This window comes from Flavobacterium akiainvivens, assembly GCF_001278115.1.
GTDB lineage: Bacteria > Bacteroidota > Bacteroidia > Flavobacteriales > Flavobacteriaceae > Flavobacterium > Flavobacterium akiainvivens.
On sequence record NZ_LIYD01000005.1, the window covers coordinates 2,088,294 to 2,104,290 of the forward strand.

18 protein-coding genes and 1 other RNA gene are annotated in these 15,997 nt (G+C 45.3%); 7 read left to right on the plus strand and 12 right to left on the minus strand.

Annotation, left to right across the window (positions count from 1 at the left end):
• The first annotated feature begins 79 nt into the window (after positions 1–79).
• The gene (locus tag AM279_RS09280) at positions 80–778 is read left to right on the plus strand and encodes a DUF2971 domain-containing protein (protein WP_054407694.1); all 699 of its coding nucleotides are present in this window, start codon (positions 80–82) and stop codon (positions 776–778) included.
• Positions 779–994: 216 nt separating this feature from the next.
• Here the strand turns inward: AM279_RS09280 and AM279_RS09285 are convergent, their stop codons facing one another.
• The 4 genes from AM279_RS09285 to AM279_RS09300 all read right to left on the minus strand — a co-directional run bounded on the left by AM279_RS09285 (position 995) and on the right by AM279_RS09300 (position 6,664).
• Positions 995–1,492, minus strand: a complete 498-nt coding sequence (locus AM279_RS09285; protein WP_054407695.1) for a hypothetical protein — start codon at positions 1,490–1,492, stop codon at positions 995–997.
• A 173-nt stretch (positions 1,493–1,665) separates the two neighbouring features.
• A complete protein-coding gene (locus AM279_RS09290) occupies positions 1,666–2,391 on the minus strand; it encodes a hypothetical protein (RefSeq protein WP_054407696.1) in 726 nt (241 codons plus the stop codon).
• Between the two features lie 48 nt (positions 2,392–2,439).
• Positions 2,440–4,962, minus strand: coding sequence for a TonB-dependent receptor plug domain-containing protein (locus AM279_RS09295; protein ID WP_082344209.1), 2,523 nt, complete (start codon positions 4,960–4,962; stop codon positions 2,440–2,442).
• On the minus strand, positions 4,946–6,664 hold the full coding sequence (locus tag AM279_RS09300; RefSeq protein ID WP_054407697.1) for a M23 family metallopeptidase: 1,719 nt from the start codon (positions 6,662–6,664) through the stop codon (positions 4,946–4,948). Before AM279_RS09300 ends, AM279_RS09295 begins: the two co-directional genes overlap by 17 nt.
• A gap of 177 nt (positions 6,665–6,841) precedes the next feature.
• On the opposite strand from AM279_RS09300, the gene AM279_RS09305 reads away from it, so the two are divergent.
• The 4 genes from AM279_RS09305 (at position 6,842) to rny (ending at position 9,213) form a co-directional block, all read left to right on the plus strand.
• Positions 6,842–7,132 (plus strand): hypothetical protein, encoded by a 291-nt coding sequence (locus tag AM279_RS09305; RefSeq protein ID WP_054407698.1) that lies wholly within the window; start codon positions 6,842–6,844, stop codon positions 7,130–7,132.
• A 12-nt stretch (positions 7,133–7,144) separates the two neighbouring features.
• Positions 7,145–7,429, plus strand: coding sequence for a cell division protein ZapA (locus AM279_RS09310; protein ID WP_054407699.1), 285 nt, complete (start codon positions 7,145–7,147; stop codon positions 7,427–7,429).
• A gap of 58 nt (positions 7,430–7,487) precedes the next feature.
• A non-coding RNA gene (gene ssrS / locus AM279_RS09315) (6S RNA) lies at positions 7,488–7,594 on the plus strand.
• Between the two features lie 56 nt (positions 7,595–7,650).
• The gene (gene rny, locus AM279_RS09320) at positions 7,651–9,213 is read left to right on the plus strand and encodes a ribonuclease Y (protein WP_054410244.1); all 1,563 of its coding nucleotides are present in this window, start codon (positions 7,651–7,653) and stop codon (positions 9,211–9,213) included.
• Between the two features lie 316 nt (positions 9,214–9,529).
• On the opposite strand, the gene AM279_RS09330 is transcribed toward rny, so the two are convergent.
• The gene (locus AM279_RS09330; RefSeq protein ID WP_054407701.1) at positions 9,530–11,164 is read right to left on the minus strand and encodes an ABC-F family ATP-binding cassette domain-containing protein; all 1,635 of its coding nucleotides are present in this window, start codon (positions 11,162–11,164) and stop codon (positions 9,530–9,532) included.
• Positions 11,165–11,284: 120 nt separating this feature from the next.
• Here AM279_RS09330 and AM279_RS09335 point away from each other — a divergent pair, with 120 nt between their 5' ends.
• Positions 11,285–11,497, plus strand: a complete 213-nt coding sequence (locus AM279_RS09335) for a hypothetical protein (RefSeq protein ID WP_074961641.1) — start codon at positions 11,285–11,287, stop codon at positions 11,495–11,497.
• A gap of 9 nt (positions 11,498–11,506) precedes the next feature.
• Positions 11,507–12,238: a hypothetical protein gene (locus AM279_RS09340; RefSeq protein WP_143090424.1), complete on the plus strand. Its 732-nt coding sequence runs from the start codon at positions 11,507–11,509 to the stop codon at positions 12,236–12,238.
• A gap of 1 nt (position 12,239) precedes the next feature.
• Here the strand turns inward: AM279_RS09340 and AM279_RS09345 are convergent, their stop codons facing one another.
• The 7 genes from AM279_RS09345 to AM279_RS09375 all read right to left on the minus strand — a co-directional run bounded on the left by AM279_RS09345 (position 12,240) and on the right by AM279_RS09375 (position 15,949).
• Positions 12,240–13,043 carry an alpha/beta hydrolase gene (locus AM279_RS09345; protein WP_054407704.1) on the minus strand — a complete coding sequence of 268 codons (804 nt, stop codon included), beginning with the start codon at positions 13,041–13,043 and terminating at the stop codon, positions 12,240–12,242.
• Entirely contained in the window at positions 13,043–13,558 is a 516-nt protein-coding gene (locus AM279_RS09350) for a GNAT family N-acetyltransferase (protein ID WP_054407705.1), read from the minus strand. Before AM279_RS09350 ends, AM279_RS09345 begins: the two co-directional genes overlap by 1 nt.
• Positions 13,559–13,573: 15 nt before the next feature.
• Positions 13,574–14,092, minus strand: a complete 519-nt coding sequence (locus AM279_RS09355) for a GNAT family N-acetyltransferase (RefSeq protein WP_054407706.1) — start codon at positions 14,090–14,092, stop codon at positions 13,574–13,576.
• Entirely contained in the window at positions 14,089–14,766 is a 678-nt protein-coding gene (locus tag AM279_RS09360) for a hypothetical protein (RefSeq protein WP_054407707.1), read from the minus strand. The genes AM279_RS09355 and AM279_RS09360 overlap by 4 nt, the downstream gene beginning before the upstream one ends.
• A gap of 30 nt (positions 14,767–14,796) precedes the next feature.
• Entirely contained in the window at positions 14,797–15,342 is a 546-nt protein-coding gene (locus AM279_RS09365; protein ID WP_143090425.1) for a hypothetical protein, read from the minus strand.
• A gap of 62 nt (positions 15,343–15,404) precedes the next feature.
• Entirely contained in the window at positions 15,405–15,611 is a 207-nt protein-coding gene (locus tag AM279_RS09370; protein ID WP_054407709.1) for a putative signal transducing protein, read from the minus strand.
• On the minus strand, positions 15,611–15,949 hold the full coding sequence (locus tag AM279_RS09375; protein ID WP_143090426.1) for a PleD family two-component system response regulator: 339 nt from the start codon (positions 15,947–15,949) through the stop codon (positions 15,611–15,613). The genes AM279_RS09370 and AM279_RS09375 overlap by 1 nt, the downstream gene beginning before the upstream one ends.
• Positions 15,950–15,997: the final 48 nt, after the last annotated feature.

Below are 15,997 nucleotides of genomic sequence, written 5' to 3' on the forward strand. Positions count from 1 at the left end.
AAATTATATACCAATCATTTCGCGTAACTTTAATTTACCTTGTGGTAACCTTAAACAATAAACCACAACCAACAACCAGATGTTTGTTCAAAACGAAGACATAACCCTTCCGGCAGAAGACACCATTGTGTGGAAATACCTCGACCTGTCTAAATTTCTGGACCTCCTGCTGTGTAAGCAATTGTTTATGTCGCGGTCAGATAAGTTTGAAGACCAGTATGAGGGCACCTTTAGCGAACCCACTTTTGAGGAGCTCAAGAAAATATCGGGCGATAACCCCGAGTTTCTGGATAAGTACAAGCAGCACCGCAAAAATGTGGTAATAAGCAGCTGGCATATAAACGAATATGAGAGCTATGCCATGTGGCAGATTTTTACCAAAAACAACGAGGGGCTTGCCATACAAAGCACCATAGGCCGCCTGCAACAGGCCCTGGGCCCCGAAAACCGCTATGAGCAACACATTGGCGAAGTAAAGTATATTGACTATAAGAAGGAAAAGATACCGTTTGACAACAATTTCTTCCCGTTCCTGTTTAAGCGCAAGAGCTTTCAGTATGAGCGTGAAGTGCGTATTGTGTCTGACCTGTCACCCCACCATGTAAACATTAACGAGGGAGTTAAGGCCAATGTAGACATTAACCGCCTGATTGAAAAGGTGTACATTCACCCCAAGAGCGAAAACTGGTACAAAAACCTCGTGTTCCAGCTCATGGAACAGCTGGGCTTTCCGTTTGAGATTGAAAAATCAGATTTAGAGAGTGATATTTTGATTTAGATAGCAGGCAGCAGATATCGGTTTGCAGTCTTGGAAAATGGAACGCGGATGACACGGATTAAGCGGATTTCCACGGATTTTACTGTAATTTTCAGGTTCCGTCATTACGAGGAGGAACGACGAAGTAATCTTTACCAGGCATCAAGCCACAGCTATAGACCCTGTAAGGGTCAGACCTTCCATAGCCCACGGCACCGCCGTGGGATAAATTATGAGTTAATAACCGCCGTCATGTTGCTTAAAAACCTTACGTTCTGTATTAGTATCCGGCCATATTTCAACACGGTAAAAATCATTATCGGTGTTATGGTCAAGGTCGGTTTCTATAACGCTGGAAAAATTGCTGCCATACACCCTAACACGATAGGTATTATTAGGTATTTCAATAGAAACCGTATCGTCAAAATTCATACATCCCATAACCTCTAACGCTCCTGATGTTATGGTAAAGCCGGCCTCTACCACATGGTCAAATCCGGCCAAATCGCGTATTGGTTGCGCTGCATTAAAGAGTTCAACTTCTCCTCTTACATATCCATAGCTATATGTACCCACACCAACACCACAAGGTGAAACAGCCATTTGCTGCACAAATGCCTCTTCTGTCCAAAAATCAGCAGATCCAGTATCATAATTACAATTTTTATCAAAAATATAAAACTGGTTATGCGAGCTGTAAAAATCAAGCTTGTACTTTGTTTGAGGAGTAGTCATAAAGATTAAAAAACTGAGGAAACTAAACATATCTTACTTATTACCCGTGAAATATCCGTGTGTATATCCCCCCACACTTTCAGTATCGGTTAAAAAATCTGTGTAAATCATTTCAATCTGTGGCCAACAAACTCTGCATAACTGCCACCTGCAACCTGCTATCTGCCATCTGATTACTGCGCTACTGGCTCATAAGCCGTAACCGTCCAATCAGTTGTGTTAAGGTCTACATAGTAGTAGTGCATACGGTCGTCTTTATCAAAAGCGCCATTTTTGTTGAAGTCTTCAAGCGTACGGAAGTACACCCTGCCCTGCGCCTCAATAAGGTTCCAGTCAACCAGCTCCTGCACGTTTTCGCTTAGCTTTTTAAAGCCTGCGCCGCCCATTTCGCTAATGTATAACGAGCGAATGTCGTTGCTGTCAATCTTGCTGTCCTGGTTGGTATCGCTGTCTACAAGCGTGTACACAATAACCTGACGCTTAGGGTAGGTACCCAGGTAAGTGGCCGTTTGTATCTGCAAAGGCTTATTGCTCAGCGGGCGTATGGCCGTGCTGTCTACATGCTGAAATTTAAGGTTTTCAAAATAGCCTGTAATTTCAAAACGGTCGTAGTTAGAAATGGCATAGCTTACCTGCCCGCTGGTGCGGCTGGTGCCATAAGATGCCTTGCTGTCATCATAAATACGAATATCGCCCACGGGATACATAAGGTATTTAGTGCCCGGCATGTGCACCGGCAGGTCGGCCACCTTAATTTGTGTGCTGTCCTTTTTAGGCTCAGGCCCTTTGTTGTCCTTGTTATCGGTATAGATTACTTTAGGCTTGGGCTGCTCTTTATCTTTACATCCCACGGCAAAAACCGCGGCAAAGGCAAGGGCTATAAGGGTGGCTTTTTTCATATTCTTACTTGGATAGAGTACCAAAAATAAGCAAAAAGTTTTACATTATTAAATCCTGGCTAACAGCTTAAGACTGAAAACGCGGGTGGTAAGGTAGTTGGGTATGCCATACTGGTTCTTGGTGTACACATCGCGCACCCAGGTATTGGTAATCGAGTTCAGGTTGTTAAACAGGTTAAATATCTCAAGGCCAACCGATAGCTCCTTAAACGGCTGTAGCCATTTGGCATCTGATTTTGTTACCTGCGGCCCGGCAAACACATAGCTAAAGCCGGCATCGGCGCGGCGGTAATCGTTAAGGCGGCTCTGGTAGGCATAGCTATCGGCATACGATGGGCTACCACCCGGCAGGCCGGTGTTGTACACCAGGTTAAGGTACATTTTAAGGTTTTCTATAGCCGGCATATAATCCTGGAACAGCAGGCCAAATTTAAGCCTCTGGTCGGTAGGGCGGGCAATGTAACCGCGGTTATTAATATTCTCCTCGGTTTTCATGTAGCCAAAGCTAATCCACGAGTCGGTACCCGGCACAAACTCCCCGTTAAGGCGCATATCAAGGCCATAGGCATAGGCAGTAGCATCGTTATTGGCACGGTAGCGAATGCGCACGTTTTCGAGCGTATAGGTGTTTACGTCGTCCATATCTTTATAATACAGCTCGGTAACCAGCTTAAACTTTTTGCTTGGCGATACCTTTCCGTTTGCGTTTTCATTGCCGCCAAGGGTAAAGCCATATTCATGGGCTGCCACAAGGTGTATAGAGCGCTGTGCCTTAACATCGGGCTGCACCACACCATTCTGGTCACGCAGTTCGCGGTAAAACGGCGGCTGGTAGTAAAACCCTCCCGAAAGGCGAAACAGCATATTACTGTTCCAGTTGGGTTTTACGGCAAACTGGGCACGCGGGCTAAACACCACCTGGCTCTTGCCGTCAGGGCCGGTTTCCTGCTGTACCTGCCACTGGTGGGCACGCACACCCAGGTTGTAGTATAAGGTATCTCCGCTACTAAGGGCATCCCTCCTGCTCCATTGCAGGTAGCCCGAAAGGCGGTTTATGGTTACATAGTTAAGCGCCCTTACATTTTGGAAAGGCACAAGCGGGCCGTTGTAAGGCGAATAAGGCTGGTCGTTTGGCGCATCAATAAACGGCGGGTTGATAGAGAATCCGGCCGAATCGATCACTTCCCACTCATACAGCCTGTCGCGGAAGTCTTCGCGGGTAAATTTAATGCCGCCCTCAAAGGCGTTTTTGGCAATTTCATAATAGCCTTTCAGTTCAACGTTGGCAATCAGCGCATCAAGGTTGTTTCGGGCGTGGTTAAGCTGGGAGCCCACCCCGCGCGGAAACTGCACCTGCCCGGCGGTTTCGCTGCCCAGGTTGTTGTCTACCTCGCCCAGCAGGTACTGGCCCAGTATATCAAAATGTTCCTGCTCCTGCGTGTGGTACAGCGAGCCTATAAGCTTTAGCCTGAAATCAGGGCTCACCTTGTATTCAGATGTTAGTGCGCCAAAATAGGTTTTGTATTCGTCTTTTTCCTGGCCGTCATAATAAATAATCAGCGCCTGGGGGTCGTCTACCGTACCAAAATTGGTTTGGCGGTACAGTGGCTGGTAGTGGTATTTATTTTGCGATACATTGCCAAGGAAGCTAAACTCCCACTTATCATTAGGGGTAAAGGTTACATAGCTTTGTATATCGGCAAAGGTGGGTTTAAAGTTGGTTTCGGTATCCTGGCTGTTTACCAGCAGGCTGTTATCGCGGTAGCGCGCGCCCACAATACCGGTCCATTTTTTGTTTTTGCTGGCCCCCTCAAGGGTAAGGCTTCCGCCGAGAAACGTAGCCTCAAGCGCTGCGCCAAAATCAGTAGGCTTGCGGTAGGTAATATCAAGTACAGATGACAGCTTATCGCCAAAACGGCTCTGGAAACCACCCGCTGAAAACGCTATGTTTTTAACCATGGCAGTATTGGTAAAGCTAAGCCCTTCCTGCTGCCCACTGCGTATAAGGAACGGGCGGTATACCTCAATATCGTTAACATACACCAGGTTTTCATCATAGTTGCCCCCGCGCACGTTGTAGCCGGTACTCAGCTCGTTATTATTGTTTGTACTACCAAAAGTCTTAAGAATCGCGCTGATATCATTGGTCGCGGCAGCTATGTGGGCTACCATATCCGGCTGTATGGCTACAAGTCCCTCTGCCTCACGCTTGTTTGTATTATCTATAACCAACACATCAAGCGTACTAAACATCTGGGAGTCAAACCTGAATTTATCGCCATATTTAAGTTGTACTCCCTCAATAACCGATAATTTAAAATCATGGTGCGCAAAATAAACATCTACAGCTTCATTAGCCGGAAGTTCTAAACGGTAAACGCCATTTTTATTGGTGGTAGCCGTTTCGCGTTTGCCTTTATAGTCATAATAAATACTTACGCCCACAATAGGCTTAACATCTTCGTCTACCATTACGCCATATATAATTGGCGGTTCCTGCTGCGCCTGCGCGTATGTTGTTATGCCAAAGAGTAAAACCGTAAGTAATAGGAGCTTATTTATTGTTTTCAACAGGGGTTGTATTTTGTGTTCTGAAAAAATGCGATTCAAAGGTAGTACTATTTCCTACATTATCGGTTACCACAACTTTTAAATCGTTGCGGCCGTCGGCCACTACCCCATCGCTAAAATTATGGTATATAACGCGGGTTTTGTAATCATAGTGCATTAAAATCCATTTTCCGTTAAGGTAGGCATCATAGGTGGCAATACCACTCATGTCGTCGCTTATCTTAAGGCTAAAGGTTTTATTGGCACTCAGCCATTTACCTGCCGCAAAGCTGGGGCTAAAAATTTTTGGCGGGTTGTTGTCCTGCATCAGCTTAAAAGTACCCAGGTTCTTGACTTTCGCACTCAGCCGGCCGCCTTCTAACAAACTGCTGTTATAACTAAAATGGTTGCCGGTATTGCCGCCAATAAACGTTTTTTGCAGCGTGGCCTTATCCAGGTGGCTCACATCAAAACTCACCGTTATGGGGCTGTGCACCGGCATACTGGCATCGTGCAGGTACAGCACCGAGTCTTTTACATCAAAATCCATGTAAAAATCCTCATAAAACGCATGCGCAGGTATGTAGACCGATATGTTGTTCTTGGTGTAGTTATTATCATTAGCCGCCTTAACAAGGTAAGGTGTAGTATGCTTGGGCTCGGCTGCTTTTCCTGCGGTATCACTGTAGGCAATGTTGCCATTTATAGTTACGTTATTGCCGTGGTAGTCGGCCACCACAATGCGGTAATCTTCGGTTTTACCCTCCTTAACGGCATATTGACCGTTGCCTTTATTGTGCTTTAGCAGCGAAAGCTCATAGGGCGTGCGCACAAACAATTTCTGGTAGCGTTGTCCTGTTTTGTAGTAGCGCGGGTAGTCTATAAAATTGTTGATGTAACGGCTTTCGTCAAACGCAAAGGTGTCAAACGTATAGCTAAAGTACGGGCTACCGCCAAAAAACGTCTCTACCTTATAAATACCATTGTTTGGTGTGCTCCCGGTAGACTTATCGGTGGCATTAAGGCCAAAGCCAATGGTGCCCTTAGCCTGTATGTTGCCGGCAGTATAAGAGCCGTCTGCCTGTTTTTTTATGAGTATGAGTATGGGAGACGTGCTGCCGTTTACAACTGCGTCATCACTCAGCGGATAGGCCATAACACCATATATTGTAGGCACACTTGTGTCCTTCATTTTCTTATCCAGGCCAAAGTTTAGGGGGTTTATAATCATTTCGGTCTTGGTATCCCTAAACTCAAAATGCAGGTGCGGGCCACCGCTGCCGCCCGTGTTGCCGCTATAGGCCACAATTTGCCCCTGCTTAACCACCAGTTCGCCCGGTTTGGGGAACACTTCTACCTCAAAGCTTTTCTTTTCATATTGCAGCTTGCGCACATATTCTTCAATACCCGGCCCATAGGCAGAAAGGTGCCCGTAGAGCGTTGTAAACCCATTTGGGTGGTCTATGTATAATGATGTGCCATAACCGTAGCTGCTTACTTTTATACGGCTTATATAGCCATCTGCGGCAGCATACACAGGAAAACCCTCCTGCTGGTTAGTGCGGTAATCAAGCCCGGCATGAAAATGGTTAGAGCGCAGTTCGCCAAACGTGCCCGATGTGTTAAGGGGCAAATCCATAGGCGAACGGAAGTAATCCTTGGGGTAAGGACTTTGCGCCAGCAGCGATGCGGTAAAGAAAAGGGTTAGCAGGTGAAATCTCATAGGGCTAAAATAAAAAAAACACTTAAAAATACACGCTTCTTTAGCTTAATCTTATAACTATTTTGAACCCATTATATTACGCCAAAATGAAAAAATACCGCAAAAAATGGGCACACCTATTGTAAGTATGTAAAGTAATGCTAACTTTGTAAAATCGTGTAACGAAAACCGGAAAACATGGGCGCACTCACCGAAATTGTTGATGCTCTTGAATCTAAGCTGCAGGTATTGGCACAAAAAATGGCCATCCTGGAGCAGGAAAAGCAGGAGCTGGGGGCAAGAGTGGCGCAACAGGCCGGGGCTATAAACGGGCAGGCACAGGAAATTGCTGATTTAAAACAGCAAAATGAGTCGCTTAGAATGGCAAATTCGTTATTGGGCAGTGATGATAACAAGAGGGAGGCCAAGCTCAAAATAAATTCATTGATCCGCGAAATTGATTATTGCATAGCACAACTTGCCGACTAATATACAGGACGCATGGATAAACTGAAAATAAAGATATCAATTGCCGACAGGGTATACCCGCTAACGGTAGACCCGTCTCAGGAAGAAGGCCTGCGCGCCGCTTCTAAAAAAATTGATGCCATGATAAAGCAGTTTGAAGAAAACTATGCCGTAAGGGATAAGCAGGATGTACTGGCCATGTGCGCATTGCAATTTGCAGCACAGGCAGAGCAAAAGCAGATAACAACATCTGCCGAAGCCGAAGAAACAGTAATTAGATTGCAGCAGCTTGATGAAAAGCTGGGTAAACTCCTCTAATATAAAAACGTTCTTATACATACGCAAAATACTGCCTGCATTAGCACATATTTGATAAACTCAACGCCAATTCTTTAAAATGAGCGAATCGCCGCTTCTATAGCACGCTGCCTCGTCGCAGATCCTTGAACAGCGGGTTAGCCCAAAACTTGTCTTTACGAGTTTATACAATACTCCTGATGCAGGCTTTTTTTATATACATACAACAACAAAAAACACACATGGAAATAGTATACATAATCGTGGGCATTATAGCCGGTTTGGCAGGCGGGTTCGGCATTGCAAAGATGTTCGAAAAGAAAAGCGCCGGCAGCCTCCTGGCCGATGCAAAGCGCGAAGCCGCTAATATTGTAAAGGAAGCCAACATACAGGGCGACAACCTTAAAAAAGAAAAAGAGCTTAGGGCCAAGGAAAAATTCTTGGAGCTGAAAGCAGAGCACGAGCAGGTTATTTTAGGCAAAGACAAAAAAATTGCCGAAGCAGAAAAGCGTACCCGCGATAAAGAAAGCCAGGTGAGCAGCGAGCTTGCCCGCGCTAAAAAATCGGCCGATGAGGCCGATGCTAAAATTACCGACTACAACACCCGTATTGAATACCTTGACAAAAAGCAGCACGAAATTGAGCGCCTGCACAAAAGCCAGGTAGAGCAGCTTGAGGTTATAAGCGGGCTTAGCGCCGAAGAGGCCAAAGACCAGCTTGTGGAAAGCCTTAAGGCAGAGGCCAAAACCACTGCCATGAGCCACATACAGGACACTATTGAAGAAGCCAAGCTTACTGCACAGCAGGAGGCTAAAAAGATTATATTGAACACCATTCAGCGTGTGGGTACTGAAGAAGCGGTTGAAAACTGCGTATCGGTATTTAACATTGAAAGCGATGATGTTAAGGGCCGTATCATTGGCCGTGAGGGCCGTAACATACGTGCTATTGAAGCTGCAACCGGCGTTGAAATTATTGTAGACGATACCCCGGAGGCTATTATACTTAGCTGTTTTGACCCGGTGCGCCGTGAGGTGGCACGCCTTTCACTACACAAACTGGTAACGGACGGGCGTATTCACCCGGCACGTATTGAAGAGGTGGTGGCTAAGACTACAAAACAAATTGAAGAAGAAATTATAGAGGTTGGTAAACGTACCGTTATTGACCTGGGCATACACGGGCTTCACCCTGAGCTTATCAAGGTGGTAGGCCGTATGAAATACCGTTCGTCTTACGGGCAAAACCTGCTGCAGCACAGCCGCGAAGTTGCAAAACTATGTGGTATTATGGCTGCTGAGCTTGGCCTTAACGTAAAACTTGCCAAGCGTGCCGGCCTACTGCACGATATAGGTAAGGTGCCCGATGCCGAGAGCGACTTGCCACACGCGCTACTGGGTATGCAGTGGGCTGAGAAATACGGTGAAAAAGAAGAGGTGTGCAACGCCATTGGTGCCCACCACGACGAAATTGAAATGAAAACCATGCTGGCGCCTATCGTTCAGGTGTGTGACGCCATTAGCGGCGCAAGGCCGGGTGCACGCCGCCAGGTGCTGGACAGCTACATACAAAGGCTTAAAGACCTTGAAGATATTGCATACGGCTTCCAGGGTGTTAAGAGCGCCTACGCCATACAGGCAGGCCGTGAGCTGCGTGTAATTGTAGAAAGCGAAAAAGTAACCGACGATATGGCAGCCAACCTTTCGTTTGAAATATCGCACAAAATACAAACTGAAATGACCTACCCGGGCCAGGTTAAAATCACGGTAATCCGTGAAACCAGGGCGGTGAACATTGCGAAATAGATTATTCGATAGTTCGATTTTTGGATTATTCGATTTTTCGACTGAATGCAAATAAACAAACCCCGTTCTTTTCAGGACGGGGTTTTTGTTTGCAACATCATGGCATTAAAAGCATGAGTGAAGCTATTCCCCTCCTCCGGAGGGGTGCCGAAGGCGGGGTGGTTAATAATCCTATTGATTTTAGTTGTCAGCCTGAGCCTGTCGAAAGCCTCTAATAAATTATATCCACAAAAAAAGCCCTGCATAACAGGGCCTCTATCCATTCAGTCGAAAAATCGAACTATCGAACCATCCAAAAATCCAACTATCGAATAATCTATTTCTCAATTTCACGAAGGTTTTCCATCTTTTTATGCTCCAGGAATCCTTTAATATCTTCAAAGTGCTCTTTAACGCGCTTGTTGCCAAACTCAAACACCTTCTCAGCCAGCCCATCAAGAAAATCCCTGTCGTGGCTCACCAGTATCAGTGTGCCGTCAAAACTCTTAAGGGCATCTTTAATAATATCCTTGGTTTTCATATCAAGGTGGTTGGTAGGCTCATCCAGAATAAGCAGGTTAACCGGCTCCAGCAGCAACTTTATCATGGCAAGGCGGGTCTTCTCCCCTCCAGAAAGTACTTTTACCTTTTTGGTAGTATCATCGCCGCTAAACATAAACGCACCCAGTATAGTCTTGATTTGCGTGCGGATGTCGCCCTCAGCAATGCGGTCTATGGTTTCAAATATAGTAAGCTCACCATCAAGCATGGCAGCCTGGTTTTGGGCGAAGTAGCCTATTTTAACGTTGTGGCCTATCTCTACCTTACCGCTATCAGCTTTAATTTCGTCCATTAGCGCTTTAACCATGGTAGACTTACCCTCGCCGTTTTTACCAAGGAATGCTACTTTCTGGCCACGCTCAATAACCATCGATGCATCTTTAAACACCACGTGGTTATCATAGTTCTTACCCAGTTCGCTTACCACCACAGGATATTGCCCTGAGCGTGGCGACGGCGGAAACTTAAGCCTCAGCGCCGAAGTATCTACCTCATCAACCTCAACAGGAACCAGTTTCTCCAGCATGCGTACGCGCGACTGTACCTGCTCGGTTTTAGAGAAAGTCCCCCTGAAACGCTCAATAAATGCCTGGTTTTCGGCAATAAATTTCTGCTGCTCTTCGTAGGCCTTTTGCTGGTGTACGCGGCGGTCTTTGCGCAGCTCCAGGTAATGCGAGTACTTGGCTTTATAGTCATAAATACGGCCCATGGTAACCTCTATGGTACGGGTGGTAATATTATCTACAAACGCACGGTCGTGGCTAATTACTATAACGGCCTTGGCGCTGTTTACCAAAAAGTCTTCCAGCCACTGTATACTTTCAATATCCATGTGGTTGGTAGGCTCATCCAGCAATATTAGGTCCGGTTTTTGAAGCAGTATCTTGGCAAGCTCAATACGCATCCTCCACCCCCCGCTAAATTCAGACGTTGGGCGGTTAAAATCAGCCGCGGTAAAGCCCATACCTTTCAGTACCTTCTCAACCTCAGCCTCATAGTTTATTTCTTCAATCGCATAAAACTTCTCGCTCAGTTCGCTAACGCGCTCAATAAGCTTGTAGTAGTCGTCGCTTTCATAGTCGGTGCGAATGGTAAGCTGCTCATTAAGGTCGTCAATCTCGGCCTTCATTTTAAAGATGCCTGCAAACGCCTTGCTGGTTTCTTCCATTACAGTAGCGTTGTCTTCGGTAAGCAGGTGCTGCGGCAGATAGGCAATCACAGTGCCTTTTGGTGCCGATATTGCCCCGGTAGACGGCTTGCTGGCCCCGGCAATAATTTTAAGCAGCGTACTTTTTCCTGCCCCGTTCTTACCCATAAGGGCTATCTTATCATTCTCATTTATGGAAAAAGAAACATCGCTAAAAAGCGTGGTACCGCCAAATTGTACCGAAATGGCATCTACAGTAATCATTACAGCTATTTTTAAGAGCCGCAAAGATAAGATAATTAGCCTATTGCACAACGGGTAGCCATGTTGCCTTTTTGCCAAAAATTACGTATCTTTAATGAACATAATGAATACTTTACTGCCATGAAAAAATGGGTACGCTCCGGCCTTGTGTGGGCCGGCATATTATATGTAATTACCATGGTGCTTTTTCCGCTGTTTGACCATGAAAATTTTTCTGTCGAAAAATTATTGATGGGCATTCCGTTATGGATTGTGGTGGGCCTTGTAATAGGCTACCTGTTTGACAAAAAAGGCAAAAGCAAAAGCACGAAAAAGAAAACGGCTAAACCATAAAACCGGCTTATGAATTTTAAACTCCTCGCTATAGGCGTAATGGCGTTTTGCATTTCCTGCGGGAAGGAAAAAACTACAGAACCAACTAATGCACCGGTTCAGGAAGCACAACCTACAACCACAAAAGCTGTTGATACTACAGGCCTGTTTGTACCCGTAACTACGACCCGGCAGGAATTTTTAAAGACCAAAAAGGAATATGTTGAAGCTATAGATACCACCCATACCATATCTAAAATAAACGGGGAAATAACGCTACCCATAAAAGGTAACAGGCCGCCGGTTGTTTTTAAGGACTCCCTTCAGCCAAAATATGACGAAAACATTGAGCAATACCACTACAAAGGACGTATTGACAACCCGGCTTTTTATCTTGTTCAGGGTGATTTTTGGGAATGGAACGATTACTACATGATTAACCAATACACCGGTAAAAAAGATACCCTGTGGTCAGACCCGGTATTTTCTCCTGATAAAAACCTGATTGTAAACCTGTCTCCCGCTTACGGGCTGGAAGGCGACCCAAACGGCATACAAATCTGGAAAGTAGCCAACAATAACGGCAATGCCACGCTATCTAAAATTAAGGTAATAGACCAGCAGGAATGGATTCCGCTTGAGGTGTATTGGGTAGACAACCGCACCCTTATTTTCAGGGCGGTTACGGTAGCTAACTTTAACAAAGTAAATGGCGAACCACAGGAAAAAGATGTGTATTACTTTAAAATGAGGGTACTGTAACTTATCTCAGTATCTCTTCTACTTTCCCCCTGAATACCTGGCTTTCGTTAATACCATTGTGGCCAACGCCTCGTATGGGGATTACCGTTATATCCGGTGCGGCTTGTTTTAACCGCTGGCAATTGCTGTAGGGTATCAGTTTATCTTCGGTACCGTGAAAAATGTATACAGGGGCTTTTACTTTGGTTATATAATTACAGGTTTCCAGCTTATAGCGCTTTACAAAATCAGGCACCAGCGGCACTTTGGTATCTATCAGTTCGCTAAGCGAGTAGTACGGTGCTTGTAATATAAGCGCTTTTACATCTCTTTTGGCAGCGAGTTGCGTGGCCGGGCCGGTTCCTATAGAATAGCCGTCTACTACCACACTCTTATAGTCATATTTCTTAACTATATAATCAAAAGCCGTGGTAACATCAATAATTAACTGCGCCTCGCTTTGTATAGTGCCTTCGCTTTTTCCGTAACCACGATAGTCTAATACAAACAGGTCATACGCTTCCGGAAAGGCATACAAAATACTTTCACCCCACCCTGCAGCATTACCACCATTACCATGCAGATAGAATACCAAGCCTTTGGCATTTTTGTTTCGCAACAACAGCCCGTTTAGCTTTACGCCGTCGGCCATGGCTATGTATTCTTCGCTCACACCTTTAGGTAGCATCAACGCTGTATCTTTTCCTATTACCTCCGGATGAAACAACAGTTTTTCCTGGTAAAAATACAGCAGTACCAGTACCAAGGCATAAAGCGCCAATACTATTACAGCCAGCCGCACAATAATTTTTTTAGCCTTTTTCATCAGCGCTCAATTTCATACCAAACCGACTGTATACCATTATGTTCAAACGTCTTTATATGCTTTAGCCCGCATTTTTCCAGTACACGGCGCGATGCTGCATTGCTTTCAAACGCATAGGCGCATACTTTCTCGGCGTTAAGCTCCTTAAAGGCATACTCCAGGAAAAATTCGGTAGCCTCAGTGGCATAGCCCTTACCCCAGTGTACTTGCAGCAGGCGATAACCTATGTCTATAAAGCCGCTGTGCCCGTTTACCGGGGTGTGCTCTATCTTTAGGCCCACCCAGCCAATAAACTCGCCCGTGGTTTTTACAAAGGCCGCCATACGCCCCACACCCACTTCCTTATATTGTTTGCGCACATAAGCCACCGTTTGGCGGCTATGCTCCATATCGGGCACTACGCCGTCATACAGGTAGGTATGCACATCTGGGTCGCTGTCCAGGTGAAATAATAACAATGCGTCTTCAGGCTGGAACTCGCGGTAATACAGATTTTCAGATTCTAATCGTTTCATGAGGAAAATTTTAAGTTATATTGCAGGATTGGTTATTTCAAGCCACACGGTTTCGCCATCATAATCAAAGGTTTCGGTTTGCACCAGGCCTGTTTTTTCCAATGCCCTGCGTGAGGCTGTATTAGCACTATCTGCCATACCTATTATTACCGGAATGTTCAGGACTGTAAAACCGTAATCCACAAAAAATTTTGCTGACTCCGTTGCATAACCCTTACCCCAAAACTGTGGCAGCAGGCGGTAGCCCACATCATAAAAGCGGTCGCGGCCATTCAGGTTTTCCACCAGCTTCAAGCCTGCCCATCCTATAAATTCGTCTGTTTCTTTAAGGAAAGTTGCCATACGCCCTACACCGTTTTGCTCATATTGTTGCATTACAAACGCAACATAGTCCTGCGCCTGGCTCATTTGTGTATAAGGTTTGTTGCCAAGATAACGATGAACAAGCGGGTTAGAGTCGAGCTCGAAGATAAGCAAAGCGTCTTTAAGCTGAAATTCGCGGTAATACAGGCGTTCTGATTCTAAACGTTTCATGAGGAATGTGTTTTGGTTAGTTGACGAATGGCCGCAAGGTGACTCAGTAGTACCAGCGGCACCACACAGCACGGCAGCCATACATAAGGAAAATGCGTTACCGACACATTGGGCTGTTCAAATCCAAACTTTTGGAATGGCGTAGGCGCACTAAGTATGGCTATGGCAACAATATTTATAAGCAGCAGCAGGCAGAGTATGTTCCACACAAGCAGGAATTGGTTGCCAATGATTTTCTTATGATAAATATACAACACAACCGGTGCTGTTATGCCGCTGAGGACATCAAAGTTAAGCCCCTCAAATGTCATAATTTGCGGAACGGCTTTATGCACAAACAGCAGGTACAGCACTATCTCTACCGGAATACGCACCACATGCAATAGTGTAAGCTGTGTAAGGCTAAGCCCGTCTATAAACCGCCTGCCTGTTTTAAGGCTAAACAACACTATTATACCCAATAAAACCGGCACAATAAGCAATGGAAAACGAGGTGGAATAGCCGTTACAGCCTCATAAAAACCGCTGTATGCAAGTCCTGCCTGCAACAGCAGCCACATACAGGCTATGGGGAGAAAGAATTTATTACCCCACGCCGCCCTGTAGAAAAAATATAGCGTTAGCAGCACTGTGCTAATAAAAAGTATGGGTATGTGTAGTGGCAGTTGCGGCATGCTATAAATGTAGCAAAATAAAGCGTTGCTTTACACCGCTTTTAGTTCCCCCTCATTTTCAAGCCCTAACAATTCCATTGCCAGCCCTGCACCTATTTTACCCTGGCGGTAGTAAGCCCTGAAAATATCTGCCATAAAGTATTTTTCGTTGGGGTAATGCCGCTGAAAAAGGCATACAACCTTTTTACCGGACGTTAGTATAATCTCCACACAATTGTCAACCCCTTGTAACCTTTTTGCTTTTATATCATATAACAAATCCGATTCTTTAGAATAATCAACCTCAATAGGTTTGTCTTTATAATCATTAAATACAAAATCAAGGCCCTCTATTTCATCAAGGTAAATACTTTCGCCATTAATGGCTATACGGTTTTCATAAAAAACAATCTTACCGTCAAGCCTGCCTTTTAACACCACATACCTTTTTGACCTGGTTAGCAAAAACACTATATGAATAGCCAGTAAAACAATAAAATATGCCGCCCAAAAACGCGAAACTGCACTGTTTTCTTTGTCAAAAACTGCTATGCTTATTGCGGTTATACCAAATATAATCCATAACAGATAATACACCTTTTCAGGTGTTAGGTAAAACTTCTTTATCGGGTAAAAAATAGTAAAACTACGGCTTTCCATTATTCAGCCAACCCTGCCAAAACAGCTTCGGCCCTTGCCTTGTCTACTTCTTCAACGTGAATTTCAAACGTACTGTCCAGCGAGCCTATAACCGCACCGCCCTTGGTAACGTCTTTTTCTATAAATTCAATATTTGCCTCTTCCAGCTTTGCGGCGGCGGCTTTGGCAAAAATTTCGCTGCCTGTGTATACTTTTACGTGTGCCATTATAATTCTGTTGTTAAAAGGTCGCGCAGTTCCTCGCCGGAAAGGCACAGCCCTATGTTAGCTACTTTTTCGTTCTCGTCTTCTTCACCGTCTATAAAATAAATCGGTATTTGCGAAGTGCCCTTGCGCCCGCGTATGCTTTGCGCCGTCATACGCCCGTGCGATGGTTTTACGGCATAGTTTACCACAATGGCATCGGGCTTTGTAGTGCCGGTTTTGCGGTAGGCCTCAGCGCCATCAGTAAGCTCACGGCCCACAACCTCGTGCCCACAGGTGGTGCAGGCATCCAGCAGCGGGGTGGTGCTGTCTTTGGTCCAGTCAATAACAAATAATTTCATTTTAGTAACAGATGTTGGTTCTACAAAAATAAAAAACCTGCAACAAAA

Coding starts and splice junctions, on each gene's coding strand:
- AM279_RS09280 (WP_054407694.1), top strand. CDS start 80: ATGTTTGTTCAAAACGAAGACATAACCCTTCCGGCAGAAGACACCATT.
- AM279_RS09285 (WP_054407695.1), bottom strand. CDS start 1,492: ATGACTACTCCTCAAACAAAGTACAAGCTTGATTTTTACAGCTCGCAT.
- AM279_RS09290 (WP_054407696.1), bottom strand. CDS start 2,391: ATGAAAAAAGCCACCCTTATAGCCCTTGCCTTTGCCGCGGTTTTTGCC.
- AM279_RS09300 (WP_054407697.1), bottom strand. CDS start 6,664: ATGAGATTTCACCTGCTAACCCTTTTCTTTACCGCATCGCTGCTGGCG.
- AM279_RS09305 (WP_054407698.1), top strand. CDS start 6,842: ATGGGCGCACTCACCGAAATTGTTGATGCTCTTGAATCTAAGCTGCAG.
- AM279_RS09310 (WP_054407699.1), top strand. CDS start 7,145: ATGGATAAACTGAAAATAAAGATATCAATTGCCGACAGGGTATACCCG.
- rny (WP_054410244.1), top strand. CDS start 7,651: ATGGAAATAGTATACATAATCGTGGGCATTATAGCCGGTTTGGCAGGC.
- AM279_RS09330 (WP_054407701.1), bottom strand. CDS start 11,164: ATGATTACTGTAGATGCCATTTCGGTACAATTTGGCGGTACCACGCTT.
- AM279_RS09335 (WP_074961641.1), top strand. CDS start 11,285: ATGAAAAAATGGGTACGCTCCGGCCTTGTGTGGGCCGGCATATTATAT.
- AM279_RS09340 (WP_143090424.1), top strand. CDS start 11,507: ATGAATTTTAAACTCCTCGCTATAGGCGTAATGGCGTTTTGCATTTCC.
- AM279_RS09345 (WP_054407704.1), bottom strand. CDS start 13,043: ATGAAAAAGGCTAAAAAAATTATTGTGCGGCTGGCTGTAATAGTATTG.
- AM279_RS09350 (WP_054407705.1), bottom strand. CDS start 13,558: ATGAAACGATTAGAATCTGAAAATCTGTATTACCGCGAGTTCCAGCCT.
- AM279_RS09355 (WP_054407706.1), bottom strand. CDS start 14,092: ATGAAACGTTTAGAATCAGAACGCCTGTATTACCGCGAATTTCAGCTT.
- AM279_RS09360 (WP_054407707.1), bottom strand. CDS start 14,766: ATGCCGCAACTGCCACTACACATACCCATACTTTTTATTAGCACAGTG.
- AM279_RS09370 (WP_054407709.1), bottom strand. CDS start 15,611: ATGGCACACGTAAAAGTATACACAGGCAGCGAAATTTTTGCCAAAGCC.
- AM279_RS09375 (WP_143090426.1), bottom strand. CDS start 15,949: ATGAAATTATTTGTTATTGACTGGACCAAAGACAGCACCACCCCGCTG.